Origin of the sequence: Oligoflexus sp., from assembly GCF_035712445.1 — a bacterium.
Classification (GTDB): Bacteria; Bdellovibrionota_B; Oligoflexia; order Oligoflexales; family Oligoflexaceae; genus Oligoflexus.
On sequence record NZ_DASTAT010000061.1, the window covers coordinates 1 to 15,294 of the forward strand.

Genomic DNA, 15,294 nt, shown 5'->3' on the forward strand with positions numbered 1-15,294 from the left:
GGAATTGCGTGGCGATTGGCGCTTCATCCCGGGGGACTTCGTCGGCGGTCAGGACAAGGAACGCTGGGAAAAATCAGAGTTCCTGGACCTGCCCGGAACCTGGGCCATTCAGTATCAAGGCCAGGGCATCGTCTCGATGCGGGCTGATCTTGATGTGCGGCCGTCCGATCATTGGGGGCTTTTCTTAAAGGATGCGCCCAGTGCCATCGAGGTCTGGATCAACGGCGAACGCCTCGGCGGTTCCGGTACGGTGGGTCGCGACGTCCAGTCGATGGTCCCCTCGCGCAAGCCTGTTCATATCAAGCTGCCGCGTGCCGAGCATTATGAAATCATCATTCATATGTCGAACTTCAAGCATTCACGTGGCGGCATCTATTTTCCCGTGACCTTTGCGCAGTATGAAGCCTATGATTACAGCCTTCGGCTCCGACAGATCATGGAAGCCGGTTTCGCGGCCTCCATCCTGGTGATTGGCCTTTATCACGCCTTCCTCTATTTCATCCGCCGCGAGACTATGACCATCATCTTCGCCCTTTGCTGCATAGCCGTGGCCCAACGCCTTGCCAGTTCCAATACCAGGATCTTCGATCTTTTCATGGATACCAGCTGGGATCTTTCCTATCGCCTGGAATACGGCAGCCTCTATGTGATCGCACCTATGATGGAAGCCTTCATCGGGATGCTCTTTCCCATGGACTATCCCAAAAAACTGATACCCTGGCGCGTGGCCTGGTATCTCGGGATTATCAGCACCCTGCTCTTCCCCATAGCCGTCATCACCGACAGCCTTTGGTTTGCGCATGCCGGTCATCTGACAGCGGCTTTGATCTGTACCTATACCGTTATCATGGCGACTCTGCGGCAGCGCGTCGGCATTCGCTGGATCAGCTTCGGCACCGCCTGCATGATTATCTTCTCGTCGATTGATGTGCTCTATTCCTATCAGGATCAAACCGGAACCTATACCATCCACATAGGCTTTCTCCTCTTCATCCTCTTTCAGGCCGGGGCGATTGCGAAAAATTACGCCTCGATTCAAACGAGTCTCATGGAAGAGGAAGCCAAGCGGAAGCATAGCTACAGGCAGCTCGGCAAGGTGTTCTATCCGCATCAGCTCTTGATGATGGAAGGCGGGCGCAACCTGGAAGACACCATGCCCACCGGCCCGGGCAAGGGCTGCGTTCTTTGCTTTGATATCATCGGCAGTTCGACCGTCAAGCACATCAACAAAAACCAGGTGATCAAAAAGTTCTTCACTCATTGCTATGAAGTCATGATGGAGAATTATTCAACCGCGAGCCTGAGCGCGAATGCCTATCGCATGAAGGAAATGGGCGATGGCTTCCTCTGCTCGATCGGCTATCCCTTCAAGGTTCCCGATGGCAGCAATGAAGCGGCGTTCGCCGTGCGCCTCGGCCTTCGTTTCATTGCGATCTTCGATGAGCACATCAAGGCCATGGATTATCCGCTGCCGATTCACTGCGCGGTCGGGATCGCCGGCGGGGATCTGGAAGGCTTTTATCCGGAAAGCGGAACCCGCGAATACGATCTTTATGGGCGCGCGGTCATCCTTTCGACCCGTTACGAGGGCATGCGGAAGCACCTCTTCAAAAACGGCCAGGTCGATGCCTCGGTTTTGATCGTGCAGGAGGAAATCTATCTGAGTCTGCCGACCGACCTGCGTCGACGCTTTATGGAATTCGATCTGGTTCGCCACAATCTGAAGGTCCGCGACGATCCCTCCGCACGCGTGCTTTACTATGCGATGGTGACCAAGGAGCAGGATATCCTCTTTCCACACACCGGAAGCTAAAGCGTCTCCAGCACTGGCCGAGCGCGATCCTTCGTGCTAGGATCGCGCCGAAGTGCTGAAAGGAAACGCCGATGAAGAATACCCGCATACGTCCCATCCAGGCCCGAGACAACGCCGCCACCGCAGCCGTCATCCGTCAGGTCCTGACCGAATACGGTCTGAATCGCGAGGGCTTTGCCTTTGTCGACACCGAACTCGATGCCCTTTTTGAAAATTATCGCGCGCCACGCGCTGCGTATTTCGTGGCGGAAGTGGCTGGTAAAATTGTGGGCGGGGCGGGCTTTGGACCCTTGCTCGGCGGGGACGAGTCCACGGCCGAACTTAAAAAGATGTACCTGCTGCCCGAGGCCCGCGGTCTTGGGCTCGGCAAGGGTTTGATGGAAGCCCTTCTGCCTTTGGTTCAGGCTGGCGGTTACTCCCGCCTTTACCTGGAAACCATGCCCGAGATGAAGGATGCGATTCGCGTCTATGAAAAATACGGTTTCGAAGCGCTGGCAAAGCCCATGGGCAACACGGGCCATCACGGCTGCCAGGCGTTTTATGTGCGTTCGATCGGTTCCGCGTAATTCCCGGGAATGCGGGTGCGGCTCAGATAATGCATCGGGCCGAGTTTTTTCTCCCACTCATGCTGCACCTGCACGCGCTCTTCCTTCGGCTTATGCATAATGGTCTGGCATTCGCGGGAGCAGCAGCCCTCGAATTCCGTCGCGCAGCCGGGGCATTGGATGAAGAGCCGGTTGCAGCCTTCGAAGCGGCAGTTCACGTGGGTATCGCAGCTGCTTTCGCACTGATGACAATGCGCGATCACATCCTCGGTCACACGTTCGCCCATGCGCTGGTCGAAGACGAAATTCTTGCCGACGAAACGTGAGGGCAGACCCTTCTCGCTGATCTGCCGGGCGTAATCAATGATGCCGCCGTGCAGCTGATTCACATCCTTGAAGCCGCGGAAACGGAAATAGGCGCTGGCCTTTTCACAGCGAATGCCGCCCGTGCAGTAGAGCAGGATTTTCTTATCCTCCTGTCCCTGCAGCTTGTCCAAAACTTCCGGCAGAGCGTCGCGGAAGGTATTGGCATCCGGCAGCAGCGCGCCTTGGAAATGACCCACTTCGCATTCGTAGTGATTGCGCAGATCGACCACCAGCGTTTCAGGCTGATCGAGCGCCTCATGAAAAGCTTCGGCATCCAGGTGACGCCCGACATTGGTGACATCAAAAGTGCCATCGGGCAAACCATCGGCCACCAGTTTTTTACGAACCTTGATTTTCAGTTTGGCGAAGGCCTCGCCTTTTTCTTCCAACGCGAACTTGAAAGGGATACCCGGAAACACCGACCAGACATGCTCGCAGAAGGCATCCTTGTTTTCCACCGGAACCGTGACCTGAGCATTGATGCCCTCATGGGCCACATAGGTTCGACCCTTCACACCCAGCGGTTCCCACGCCGCGCGAAGATTCTGCATCATGGCCGCAGGATCCTCGATAAGCACATAGCGGTAGAAGGAAAGCGTAATTTTTTCGGGGGTGTTGGTCATGATGTCCTCCAAACTGAAGCAAGGTCTTCGATCATGGGCTGATCTTTGTCAAGTGCTTAGATTCTATGACGACGTCCAACTGACAGGTTTTATGACAACGCCAGGACTCTGGCAGGGGTCACTCACAATATTTTACAGTAAAATCAACATATTAAGCATAATAATCGGTGGAACCTCTCTTGCATTTTACCCGGCCAGAAGAGGTGCTGATCATGTTGTTTCCGATGCCGCGCTCCATCCTGTTGATTCTGTTCTTTTGCAGTCTGGCGTGTCGCCCGCTTAAAAACAGCGTTTTACACGATATTTATTGGGAAGACAAATCCAGTCAAGCCAGCGGGAATTCACGCAGACATGCGGCATCCGCCGAAGAAATTCTGTGGACCGTGCACGTGGCGGGTTGCTCGGGAATACTCTTGAATCCGCGTTATGTGCTAACCGCCGATCACTGTGAAACCAAGGTCGGTGATCGACTGCGCACAGGCTGGTCCATCCTCACGCGCGGTACGCAGGATCTTGAAGTCAGCGCGGTGGCCGAAAGTTCCGAGGCACTGGATTATCGACTGCTGGAAGTCAAGTGGCTGACGCCCGTGCCCAAAACCATACCCTATCCGCCACGCATAGCCACGCAGCTGGATGATGTATTTACCAGCGTCGACGAAGATCAGGGTGATGAGATCTTCACCGTGGGTTTTCCCGATGATCGCTCAGGAGTCTGGTCGGCGACCTATGCCGAAGGCCAGGCGAAGGCCATCAAAAATTCTCAGCTCTTCTTCAATGCCGGTGTGATCAATGGCAATTCGGGTGGTGGCGTTTTGAAGAAGGAAACGCATATGCTCGTGTCCCTGGCCAATGGCGGGCGCCACAGTCTGGGCCAGGCGGGTTGGGACAAGGCGGAGAAAGAAGATCCCTTGTCCTGGAATTATGGGATTGGCCTTTGGTCGATCTATCCGCAGTCGCCTCTATTGCAGAAACTTTTCCCGGCGGGTGTGAATGCGCTCTATGCCGAGACCCTGCAGCCCAAGACGAAAATTTATCTGGCGATCACCGGAACCGAGTCGAGCGCCAAGCTTTGGATCGCGGCCTCGTCGCAGACGAAAAGGGTTTTGCTCTGCAGCGGTCTTGTCAAAGATTGCAGCGAGGACAGCCAGGGCGTGCTGAAGCTTTCTTTGCAGAATGTGAATCAGGGCCGTGCGTTCTATCAGTCGCCGGCGGCTCCGGAGTCCCTTCCCGAGATGACTCTCGTGGCCTTGGATCAGGAGGGCACGGTGATCGGTCAAAGACAGGTCGTGCTGGAAAAAGGAGAAGGCTCATGAAGATGATGAAGCTCTTTCTTATGCTGCTGGTCCTGAGTTCCTGCGGCAAAACCTGGCGTTCGAAGGCTGAGCCCGATACAAAATCGGCGCCTAAAAAGGCGGGTCAGCTGGATCGTTGGTCGGGGCGTAGCGATTATATAGATACGGGTTGGCAGGTCAAAAGCCAGCCTTGAACTTGCCTTCGCCCGAGGAAAGCACTAGATTGAGGGCTGATCTTTCCCTGGAGGACGGCCTTGAAAAGCATTCAGTATGAAACGCTGCACGGAAACGCGGCGGAAGCTTATATTGAAGACCTCGCGCGCCTGCGTATTCAGGTCTTTCGTGAGTTTCCCTATCTCTATGACGGCACCACCGCCTATGAAGCCCGTTATCTTCAAACCTATTTCCAATGCCCCGATAGTCTCATCGTTTTAGCCCGCGATGCCGATCGCATCGTCGGCTGCGCCACGGCCATTCCACTTAAATTCGAGGAAGATGAATTCAAACAGCCCTTCCTCGCTCAGAAGATGCAGCCCGACGCTGTCATGTACTTTGGAGAGTCGGTGCTTTTGCCTGAATATCGTGGGCTTGGGGTCGGCAAAACTTTTCTTCACAAACGAATTTCCTATGCGCAAAGCTATCCCGGCATTCAGTGGGCGGCTTTCTGCGCCGTCCGTCGTGCTTCGGATGACCCGAGACGTCCTTCCCCATATCGTCCTCTGGATACGCTCTGGCAAAGTTTCGGCTTTCACGCCGCGCCCGGCATGCGCACGAGCTATCGTTGGAAGGAGATCGGCCAGTCCAAGGAAACGGATCAGGACATGCAGTTTTGGTTGCGGCCCATTCCCTAGTCCCCGAACCCTGAACTGTTTGGACGAGCCCGCGGCTTTCAGCTAGGATGAAGTCTGGACCCGCGACAACAAAAGGGGATCTATGGAATTTAGCAGTTCACTCGATTCAGTGTTCTGGTTGAAGGTGCTGATGTCCGTTGGCTGTGGCTTTATCTTCGGAATCGAACGTCAACTGCGTGGCAAGCCCGTCGGCATTCGAACCAGCTGCATGATATGCCTGGGCACCATGGCTTTTATTCACCTCGGGCTGCTGCAGTCCAAGCAGGACGCCGACCATATTCGTCTGCTGGGACAGATTGTCACGGGCGTTGGTTTTCTAGGCGGTGGCGTGATCTTCACCCAGGGTGGCCTTGTTAATGGCGTCACCTCGGCCGCTGTGATCTGGCTGCTTACCGCCGTTGGCGCGGCCATCGGCTTTGGCCATTTCGGTGTGCCCATTGCCCTGTCGCTCGTCGGCGTCGGCATCCTTTGGGGCGTGCAGGTCCTGGAGCGTGGCTTTCGTGGACTGCGTCGCGGCGTGCATTCAGTCCGCATTCAAAAAGATGTACAACCCTGAGGTTTCCCGTCATGACCCAGACAACCAAAGCCGCCTCGCGCGTGCGCGTCGCTGCCGTCAACTATCGTCAGGAACGCCTGGCATCCTGGAATGCCTTCTCTGAAAAAATCGAGGAATGGACCCGGCTCGCGGCGGACTACCACTGCGACTTCATCTGCTTCCCCGAGTTTCTGAGCCTTCAGCTTCTGACACTGGAAACCCGATTGCTGCGCGGTTCAGCGGCCATTGACCGGCTCGCGCACTATACCGAACCGCTGCTCGCCCTTTTCAAAAAGCTGGCCCACGATCAGCGCATCAACATCATCGGCGGCAGTCATCTGCAGCGCAATGCCGCGGGGCTTTGTGAAAACATCACGCATGTCTTCACCCGTCAGGGCCAGCATTTCCAGCAAGGGAAAATCCATCCCACCCCAAGCGAGAGGATGGCCTGGGATGTTCACGGCAGTTCCAAGCTGCAGATGATCCCGACCGACTGCGGTCCCATCGCGGTCCTGATTTGCTACGACAGCGAATTCCCGGAACTCAGCCGCCATCTCATCGACCAGGGCGCGAAGATGATCTTCGTTCCTTTCTGTACGGATGACCGCCAGGGCTACCTGCGCGTTCGTCTGTGTTCGCAGGCCCGGGCGATCGAAAATCAGTGCTATATGGTACTGTCCGGTAACGTCGGCCTTCTGCCCGGCGTTTTCAATATGGATATTCAGTATGCCCAAAGCTGCATCCTGACTCCCTGCGATTTTGGATTCGCGCGTGACGGCATCGCTGCGGAAGCCGAACCCAACTCCGAAGGCCTGATCATGGCCGAGCTTCGTCTGGACGATCTGGATCATGCGCGAGCCGCGGGCACGGTCCGTAATCTTGCGGATCGACGCCTCGATCTTTATCAGGTTCAGTGGAAGGATACGCAGCCTTAAGCCGGGAAAGCACAGACGCTCTATGCATGGTTCATCGTTTCTTTTGGAACTTCTTATCCTGATTGGTTCGGCCACATTCGTGGCCACGGTGTTTCATGCTCTCAAACTTCCCACGATCATCGGCTTCATCGTCGCCGGCATGATCATCGGCCCCTTCGGAATCGGCTGGGTCGGCTCCGTTCCCGGCGCCGAGACCCTCAGTGAAATCGGCATCATCTTCCTCATGTTCACCATCGGTCTCGAATTCTCTTTGAGCCAGCTGAAGGATCTCAAACGCCATTTCCTTGGACTCGGCGGCAGCCAGGTGCTGGTCACTCTGAGCCTGACCGCCGTCCTCTGTCATCTCGCTTTCGATACGAGCTGGATGCAGAGTTTTTTCATCGGCTGCCTTGTCAGCCTCAGTTCCACCGCCATCATCATGAAGCTCCTTCAGGACAGCCGCGAATCCGCATCACCGCACGGCAATGCTATCGTCGGCGTCCTCCTTTTCCAGGATCTCGCCGTGATCCCGATGATGATGCTGCTGTCCCTGGTCGGGCTCGCCGGCAAGTTTGATGAAGCCACCGTCTGGGACCTCAAACTCCTCCTGAAACTTCTTGGTGCCGGTGTCTTTTTATTCTTCGCCGGGCATTATCTTATTCCCAAAGCGCTGCACCGCGTGGCCAAAACCGGCAGCCGCGAACTCTTTTTTTTCGCGGTCCTGCTGCTCTGCCTCGGCATCTCGTATTTGATGCAGCAGGTGGGACTGTCGCTGTCTTTCGGGGCCTTTCTTGCCGGTCTTTTGATCGCCGAATCCCCCTATGGGCGGCAGGCGATGAGCGATATCCTCCCGCTTCGGGATAATTTTCTCGGCCTCTTCTTCGCCTCGGTGGGGATGCTCGTCAACACCCGCTTCGTCCTTTCTCACATCGGCACCGTCCTGTCCTGGGTCTTGGCGCTGGCCTTCATAAAAATCGTCGTGACCTATGTCGTCGCTCGCGCCTGGCGCTATACGCATAGCGTCGCCATCATCGTCGCGCTCAGTATCTTTCAGATCGGCGAGTTCAGTTTCGTCCTGGCAAAAATGGGGCATGACTATGGGCTGATGGATAATGAAGGGCTGCAGTATTTCTTTGCCGTTACCGTTCTGACCTTGATTCTAAGCCCCTTCCTTTTCAAATGGGCTCCTATCTGGGCTCTTGCGCGCTCCGATGGCGAGAAGGGGGAAACGCCCGCGGAGACCCCCACGGCCCCAGGTTCCCCCAATAAAGAGGGTCATGCCATCATCGTAGGCTTTGGCGTCGCCGGACAGAACCTGGGTCGCGCCTTCAAGGGTCTTGGCATTCCCTATAAGGTGATCGATCAGAATTACAATAACGTGCTACTGCAGAAAAAAAATGGCGAGGACATGCTCTACGGCGACGCCTCACGCGTGGAAATTCTGGAGCATGCCGGTATCCATGAAGCCCGTCTTCTGATCATCGCCGTATCGGGAGCCGCCATGACCAAAGCGGTTTTGGACGCGGCCCATCGCATTCGAAAGGACATCACGGTGATCGCCCGGGTGCTCTATTCCCGTGACGTATCGATTATGGAACCCGGCCCGCAGACCACCCTTGTGGTCGCCGAGAACGAAACCACGATCGAACTCCTCGCCCGCTCGCTCATCAGTTTTGGAATCGCGGAAGAGGAAATCTATAACTTCATGGCCGAAGCCCGCCGCAACATGCACAACACGCATTCCGGGCTCTCCGATTTCCTGCGCACCTCCCTCGATCATTCCACCTGGCAGATGCTGAGCGCCCTGCATTCGGTGCAGCTTCGCCCCGACTCCTTCGCGGTCGGCCGTTCCCTGGATCAACTCATGCTGCGTACGCATACCGGAGCCACAGTCGTGACAGTCTATCGCGACAGGGAAGGTTCCCTCCTGCCTCAGGCGGGCATGAGCCTTGTGGCCGGAGATATCCTGCATATGGCGGGGGATCGGGAAAGTCTGCGGAAAGCCAGTCAGCTGCTCCTCAAAGGAGAGGGCCTCGTGTCCCATCCTTCGACTGCCACTGCAGTTCCAGGATAAGATCCTCCCCTTCACGGCGCCGGATCAGAGTCGCCTTCAGGGATTCGAGCAGCTCCTGCAGAAGGGAAAGGCGCATGGCCTCTTCCAGATCGTCCTTGGGCTTTCCTGCCGTGACCGCAAAGCGAATCCGCACGCGCGTCAGCTCATTATCCACAAGCACATGCAGCTGAAGCGCCGAGCCCGGCTTCGTCGGCCGATGACCAAAGGCCTCTTTCAAGGCTGTGATCACCAGCATGGTCAAGCGCCCCAAAGGACCGCTGACCAGCGCGTGATCGGGCTGAATATCCGTGGAAAGAGTCCAGCCTGCTTCGGCTGCGCGCCGGTAGCAGATATTACCAATATGATCGAGCCAGGTGCGGCCTTGCATCTCCTGACGATCCTCATGCGCCTTTGGTCGCGAAAGCAGGGCAAACGACTGGGAAACGCCATTGATGCGACTCACGTCCTCCTGCATCCCCTGCAGGATCAGCAGATTCTGTCCATCATGCTGAAGGTTTTTCAGCTGCTGTCCGAGGAGCCTGAGCGGCTCGCCGATTAAAATCGCGGCGCTATCCGCCAGCTCATTCACTTCCCTGAGACGCGCCGACAGAAGTTGCCAGTCCTTCTCGGCCACCAGCTGACCATGCGTGGAATCCATAAGGGAAGCGAAGGCAGCGGCCAGCACCACGCTTGTGAAGATCACCAGCAGCAAAGTCGATTGGAACCTTTGCACGTACTGCGGAAAAGTCTGAGCGAAGGAAATCTGCAGACCGTAGGCCTTAAGATCCATCATCACCAGCACATGGCAGCATAAAAGGGCAATGGAGACCAAAAGAGCCACTCGCGGCCGCGCCACCAGAAAAAGACTGGCTGCCATGACGGGAAACCAATGCAGGGCCGGAACCAGAATACTGCGTCCCCCTATCGCCGCAAAACTCACGATCACACCATAAAGCACAATAATATAACCGACCCCAATCACCTGCGGCCGCGGTAAAAATTTCAGCACGAGCATACTGATCAGACCGAAAGCAAAAATAACCGATCCACTCAGCAGCACATTGTCCATGACCTTTTCCACAAACAGCTGCTGAATAAGATTGGTGGTCATGGAAATCAAGCCCAGCGTGCAGATCAAAGCCGTGGCCCGGGCGCGAAAGCGTTGCGACACCGACCACGAGCGCGTGACCGGCGGCAGCGCGCGATCAAGGCCCGCGATGGCGAGGCGGATCAGGCGATAAGGCCAGCGCTGCCGTCTTTTCTCCTGGGCCTGGGTCGCCTCACGACTGGACATCAGCCGCGAATTGCCGAATTGCGGCGGCCTATCCTGATCCGACTGCAGCGAGGCATAGCTGCGTGGAATTTCAAGGTCACTCCAATCCGCAGCGCTATTCAAATCATCCACCACATGCCAGAGCCGATCCAGGGCATCGCGCATGCGTTCGATCAATCCATCCTGCATATAGGGCTCAAGGCGCTGCGTCTGGAGCAGCCTTTGATAATGCACCAGGGCCGTGTGCACGATCGCAAGCGGATTGTTCACCTCATGGGCAAGGTTCCCGAGCATCTCGCCGATCATCGACTTATGCGCAGTCTGAGCCCGCACCACATGCTGGCTTTCCAGCTCACCTTCCATCCGATCGTTATAAAGCGCGAGGGTGTGCATCATCCCGACGATGGCCATGACAGCCAGGATCTGATTGAAAAAAGCCTGATAAAAAAGCCGATCGAAGCTGCGAAAAACTCCGAGGCCATGACCATAGATGCCGTTGCCATGCAGGGCAACCATCACAGCCAGACAAAGTATGGCGGCCATCATCAGCCCCTGGCGTCGACCGGACAGAAAGCTTACGAATAGAATGATCCAGGGCAGCCAGTAAAAGTAACCGACGTAAACCGTCTTCAGAGCCAGAATGTGGGTGATGCCGATGGGCGTGACAAAGAGTGCAAAATAAAGCGCAGCCTCGCGAAAGCGGCCTGTCTTTCGCACGTACATCAGGACGGCAAGGGGAACCAAGGGCATGAGCAGGGGGCTGACCTTGCCGATCCAGGGCATGGGCAGCATCAGCAGCTGGGGGGCAAGGATCGCGGCCGACATAAAAAAACCGAGCATCGCGATCACCAGAATGCCAAGCCGATAGCGCTCATCACGATTGCCGGGCCGCACCTTGGCCGGCAGAAAGGCCTTCAGCCACCATCCATAACGCTGCTGCTTCTCCGCTTCAATCCGATGCAAGGCCTCGCTCCTCGTCAGTAAGGCGGCAATGAAGAAACTCATGTAACATAAGCTGACAGCTGTACCTTCGCCTGGGGTTTTGCTAATTGTAACAACCAGTATCCGTCCCGGCTATTGGAGTGTTCCCATGGATCCAGCTATTGCGAATGAACGTCCCCTTCTTATCCGTTGGATGGTCTACGCTCGGGCCATCCTCATCAGTCTTCTGCTTTTCGTGCCGCTCCTTGTGATCAACGCTTTGCAGACCCTCTCGCTGATCGTCAAACCTCTGTCAAAACCCCTCTTCCGTGGCATCAACCGCCGCCTTGCCCAGGTCTACTGGTCAATTCTGGTCTGGTTCCTGGAAAAAGTGTATCGCGTCCGCCTGAAATGGCAGAGCGCGGAGCTGCCGTCCCGTGAGGATGCCATATTGATAGCCAATCATCAAACCGCCGTGGATGTCCTGCCCCTCTTTGCACTGGCGGCGCGCAGCGGGCGTATGGGTGACATGAAATTTTTTGTCAAAGACGTCTTCAAATATATACCCGGTCCTGGCTGGGGCATGGTCTTCCTCGACTGCATTTTTCTGAAGCGTCGCTGGATGTCGGACCGGCGTCGGATCAAGGTCACCTTTGAACGCTTCCGCACGGAAAACATTCCGCTCTGGCTCAACATTTTTCCCGAAGGCACGCGCTTCCGATTAGACAAAGTGCGTGAGGCCCAAATCACAGCCAAACACTATCAGCTGCCGCTCTGCGAGCATGTCCTCGTTCCTTACGCCAAAGCCTTTGAAACCAGCATCCTCGGCCTGAAGAATCAGGTCCAGGCAGTCTATGATATCACGATAGGGTACCCGCAGGGCATTCCTTCCCTTTGGCAGATGCTCTGCGGGGATGTGAAGCAAATCGAAGTGCGCGTGGATCGCTTCCCGCTCACGTCCCTGCCGCAGGAAGCCCAGGGTATCGAACAGTGGCTGAATGAACGCTTTTGGGCGAAAGAGCAGCATCTGCAAAGACTGCATAAGAGTGGAAGCTTCACGACGCCGAAGAAACAGGCGTCGCAGGCGTTGCCGCTTTGCGCAGATAAAGGGTGGACGGCAGGCTGATGACCAGCGAAAACGCGCAGTAATCCGCGCGTGCCGGAGTGCCTTCCAGGACCACGCGAATGGAACCTCCGGCCTCTTCGATGAAACTCTTCACAGCATCCATGCCGATTCCACGACCGGAAACCTCGGTGAGCGTATCCGCTGTACTGAGCCCCGGATAAAAAATCAATTCCGCCAGCTGCTCGGGCGGCGCCACATGGCTCGCCGACAGGATGCCAAGCTCCAGAGCGCGACGCTCCAGCTTATAAAGGGAAAGTCCCCGCCCATCATCCGTGATGCAGATCTGCAGGCGGTTGCGTATCTCGCTCAGCACCATGGTCAAGGTGCCTTCCGCTTTCTTGCCCTGCTTCAGCCTTTCAGCCGCGGGTTCGATGCCATGATCCAGAGCATTGCGGATGATATGGATCAGGACTTTGCGCAGAAGCTGCTGCGCCTGGTAGCTCATGCCGCAGTGAATGCCGGTGATGATCACCTGCGGCTGGGCCTTGCCGAGATCCCTTGCGATTTTTTCCGCTGGGGCGCTGATATCCCTCAGCACCACATGCGAATCCTCGAAGGCCAGTTCTTCAAATTTGATCAGAGCCTCCGCCAGCGCATCATTGAATCCACTGCCCACGCTGTCACTCTCCAGGCTTTTGAGCATCTGCGTATGCTGCACCAGGAACTCGCGATCGACCGATATCATCGATGATTTCTGGGTCGTGCGTCCCAGTTTCGTTTCGTTGACCCGCCTGTAGTATTCGATCATGTCCTGCGTGCGGATCACTTCCTGGGCCAGCCGCGACTGCTCCCAGACCATTTCGGGATCTTTGAGCAGGAGCGCATAGCTCTGCTCGACCTCGTGCAGCCAGCCTGTCAGCGTCGTGAAACCCAAAGTGCGGGCCGCGCCTTTGATGGTATGCATGTTGACGAACAGGATCTTTAAAATCTCAAAGTTCCGATTCTTGTTCAGGTTCACGAGCCGCAGATTCTCATCCAGCATGCGGACGCTGGTTTCATAGAAAATGGAGAATTTCTCGGCCGACACATCCACGAGTTCCTGAATATACGATAGTTCCCGCTTCTGCTCCTGGGCCTCGGCCTCATAGCGCCGCATTTCCGTTACATCATGGCAGGTGATGAGGAACTTGGTGATGATGCCCGCCTTGTCGACCACGGGATTCCAGGTCATCTGCAGTATTTTGAAGCCAGCATCTTTGAGTTGAATGCGAAGCTCCGTCGGCAACTGGCCGCTATTCAGCTCGAAGGCCAGCGCCTCTTCACCGAGACAGCTGCTGAGAGCGGCCTGGATGCGTTCGCGGTCATCGGTCGAAAGATTTGAACGCGACAGGAGCACTGCATCCAAAGTTTCGCCGGCAATGTTCTCCCGGGATAAAACCGTCTGCAGGTGCCGTGAATAGCCTTTGTCAATAACGCCAGGCGCGATCAGATTCATCACGCCCTGCGGGATGTGATCGAGCATCGACCGGATATCGAGCGTCTGCCGATCCACTTCCTCGGCCAGGTTGCGGCTCAAACGATCAGCCGTGCGGAAGGCGGTGGAAAAGAGTTTGGCAATCACCTGGCTCTGGCTGAAGATCAAGGCCACCATTCCATAGGGCATTAAAAATACGGGAGTTCGAATGGTGCCGAGGCCGATGAGGACATCATGCCAACCGCAGACCACCACGGAAATCATACCGAGAAGGGCAAGGAACGATCCTTCTTTTTTCCTGCGCATGGCTGTTATGACCAGAATCAGGACCGCGACCGAGACGGCCAGCGAATGCAGTATCATCATCGGCAGAATCCGCGGGTAGATCGTGGCATCCGTGACCGCGATGAAAATCGTGAGGATCACCATGGCCAGGTGATTCCATTTCAGATGCTTCTGCCAGCGGTGAAAGCCAAAGGTATGCGCAACGAATACCAAAAGCGCACTGGCCGAGAGCGGCATGGCTGTGAATTCAATTTTGCGAATCGCCTCATAGAGGTCGATGTGCGAGCGGGGAAATAAAAAGGCGGTGAAAAATCCGCTGGTCGTGACCTGCCTCGCCAGGATCAGGACGCAGAAACTGGCGAGCCAGAGGCTGCTGAGATCCTCGCGCCGGTGCAGATAGAGGCTCAAATTATAAAGTGTCATGATCAGGAGCATGCCGATCACGATGCTCTCGCTCAGCTTGATCCAGTCACGCTCTCTTTCCATGAGCGCCATCGGTCCAAGGGTCGGCGTGATCCAAAGGTTGGGACGCACATAGAAAAATCCGGAAAGATGGATCACCACATAGTAAGGACCTTCGCCCTCGGGGGCCTTGAAGCGTCCCAACTTCTCGATGATCTGGGGGATGGATTCCTGAGGCCTCGGTCCGGGCAGACCAGCCTGGGCCACAAGCTGCGTTTTCTGCGGCGCGCCGGCTTCCACGAAGAGGACCTTATAAGCGGTATCACCCCGCAGTTTAAGGCCCAGTTCCGAAGCCCAGACAGGCACGTTGCGCAGCTCCAGGACATAAGTGCCCCAAACATGCTGCGGCATGGGCTGACCATCCGGACCGGGCATGGCTCCCAGAGCCCCGGGCACGGGCACCATGGTAAAAGGCCGATCGGAAGGCCATTCCTTGGAAAAGTCCTGGGCTTCCAGGAAAGCCCCGGGATAGAAGCGCCAGAGTCCATTCAGCTCGACTTTGCTCTTTGGCCCCAGCTTTTCCTGGGATAAATCAAGACGCCCCTCGCTCACGCTGACCGCCAGGGCCACCGTGCTCATGAGCCATCCGATGATGAAAAGAGTCCAAAGCCGCATGTAAACTCCAGGAAATCTCCTTTCTGCCCATCGGCGCGCCCGCTGAAATATTTATCTGGCGATTTGAACTTGAAAGTAAGGCTTCACGGATCACCAAACAAATCCGCTGACTGCTGGATATATGAGGTTAATTTCGGATTACGTATCTCAAGTGCAGGTTGTGCATTCCGAAATCGGAATTGCAAAGAATGAAATAGGAAGCGGAA

General features: G+C 56.0%; 12 protein-coding genes. 9 read left to right on the plus strand and 3 right to left on the minus strand.

Annotated features, from left to right (window positions below; translation table 11 throughout):
• The coding region (locus VFO10_RS12175) for a 7TM diverse intracellular signaling domain-containing protein (protein WP_325140442.1) at positions 1–1,813 on the plus strand (1,813 nt) is incomplete at its 5' end.
• A 71-nt stretch (positions 1,814–1,884) separates the two neighbouring features.
• Entirely contained in the window at positions 1,885–2,379 is a 495-nt protein-coding gene (locus VFO10_RS12180) for a GNAT family N-acetyltransferase (protein WP_325140444.1), read from the plus strand.
• On the opposite strand, the gene VFO10_RS12185 is transcribed toward VFO10_RS12180, so the two are convergent.
• Entirely contained in the window at positions 2,352–3,347 is a 996-nt protein-coding gene (locus VFO10_RS12185) for a rhodanese-related sulfurtransferase (protein WP_325140446.1), read from the minus strand. The two genes, VFO10_RS12180 and VFO10_RS12185, sit on opposite strands and share 28 nt — an antisense overlap.
• Positions 3,348–3,559: 212 nt before the next feature.
• On the opposite strand from VFO10_RS12185, the gene VFO10_RS12190 reads away from it, so the two are divergent.
• The 6 genes from VFO10_RS12190 to VFO10_RS12215 all read left to right on the plus strand — a co-directional run bounded on the left by VFO10_RS12190 (position 3,560) and on the right by VFO10_RS12215 (position 9,013).
• Positions 3,560–4,660, plus strand: coding sequence for a serine protease (locus VFO10_RS12190; protein WP_325140448.1), 1,101 nt, complete (start codon positions 3,560–3,562; stop codon positions 4,658–4,660).
• Complete coding sequence (locus VFO10_RS12195; protein WP_325140450.1) at positions 4,657–4,833, plus strand: hypothetical protein; 177 nt, start codon at positions 4,657–4,659, stop codon at positions 4,831–4,833. The genes VFO10_RS12190 and VFO10_RS12195 overlap by 4 nt, the downstream gene beginning before the upstream one ends.
• Positions 4,834–4,893: 60 nt before the next feature.
• Complete coding sequence (locus tag VFO10_RS12200) at positions 4,894–5,490, plus strand: GNAT family N-acetyltransferase (RefSeq protein ID WP_325140452.1); 597 nt, start codon at positions 4,894–4,896, stop codon at positions 5,488–5,490.
• Positions 5,491–5,572: 82 nt separating this feature from the next.
• Positions 5,573–6,046: an MgtC/SapB family protein gene (locus VFO10_RS12205; RefSeq protein WP_325140454.1), complete on the plus strand. Its 474-nt coding sequence runs from the start codon at positions 5,573–5,575 to the stop codon at positions 6,044–6,046.
• A gap of 11 nt (positions 6,047–6,057) precedes the next feature.
• The gene (locus VFO10_RS12210) at positions 6,058–6,960 is read left to right on the plus strand and encodes a carbon-nitrogen hydrolase family protein (protein WP_325140456.1); all 903 of its coding nucleotides are present in this window, start codon (positions 6,058–6,060) and stop codon (positions 6,958–6,960) included.
• Positions 6,961–6,982: 22 nt separating this feature from the next.
• Positions 6,983–9,013: a cation:proton antiporter gene (locus VFO10_RS12215; protein WP_325140458.1), complete on the plus strand. Its 2,031-nt coding sequence runs from the start codon at positions 6,983–6,985 to the stop codon at positions 9,011–9,013.
• Here VFO10_RS12215 and VFO10_RS12220 read toward each other — a convergent pair.
• Positions 8,958–11,228, minus strand: a complete 2,271-nt coding sequence (locus VFO10_RS12220; RefSeq protein ID WP_325140460.1) for a hypothetical protein — start codon at positions 11,226–11,228, stop codon at positions 8,958–8,960. The two genes, VFO10_RS12215 and VFO10_RS12220, sit on opposite strands and share 56 nt — an antisense overlap.
• 127 nt (positions 11,229–11,355) lie before the next feature.
• Between VFO10_RS12220 and VFO10_RS12225 the strand changes: the two genes are divergently transcribed.
• Positions 11,356–12,312: a lysophospholipid acyltransferase family protein gene (locus tag VFO10_RS12225; RefSeq protein ID WP_325140462.1), complete on the plus strand. Its 957-nt coding sequence runs from the start codon at positions 11,356–11,358 to the stop codon at positions 12,310–12,312.
• Here the strand turns inward: VFO10_RS12225 and VFO10_RS12230 are convergent.
• Positions 12,242–15,088 carry a 7TM diverse intracellular signaling domain-containing protein gene (locus VFO10_RS12230; RefSeq protein WP_325140465.1) on the minus strand — a complete coding sequence of 949 codons (2,847 nt, stop codon included), beginning with the start codon at positions 15,086–15,088 and terminating at the stop codon, positions 12,242–12,244. The two genes, VFO10_RS12225 and VFO10_RS12230, sit on opposite strands and share 71 nt — an antisense overlap.
• Positions 15,089–15,294 lie beyond the last annotated feature (206 nt).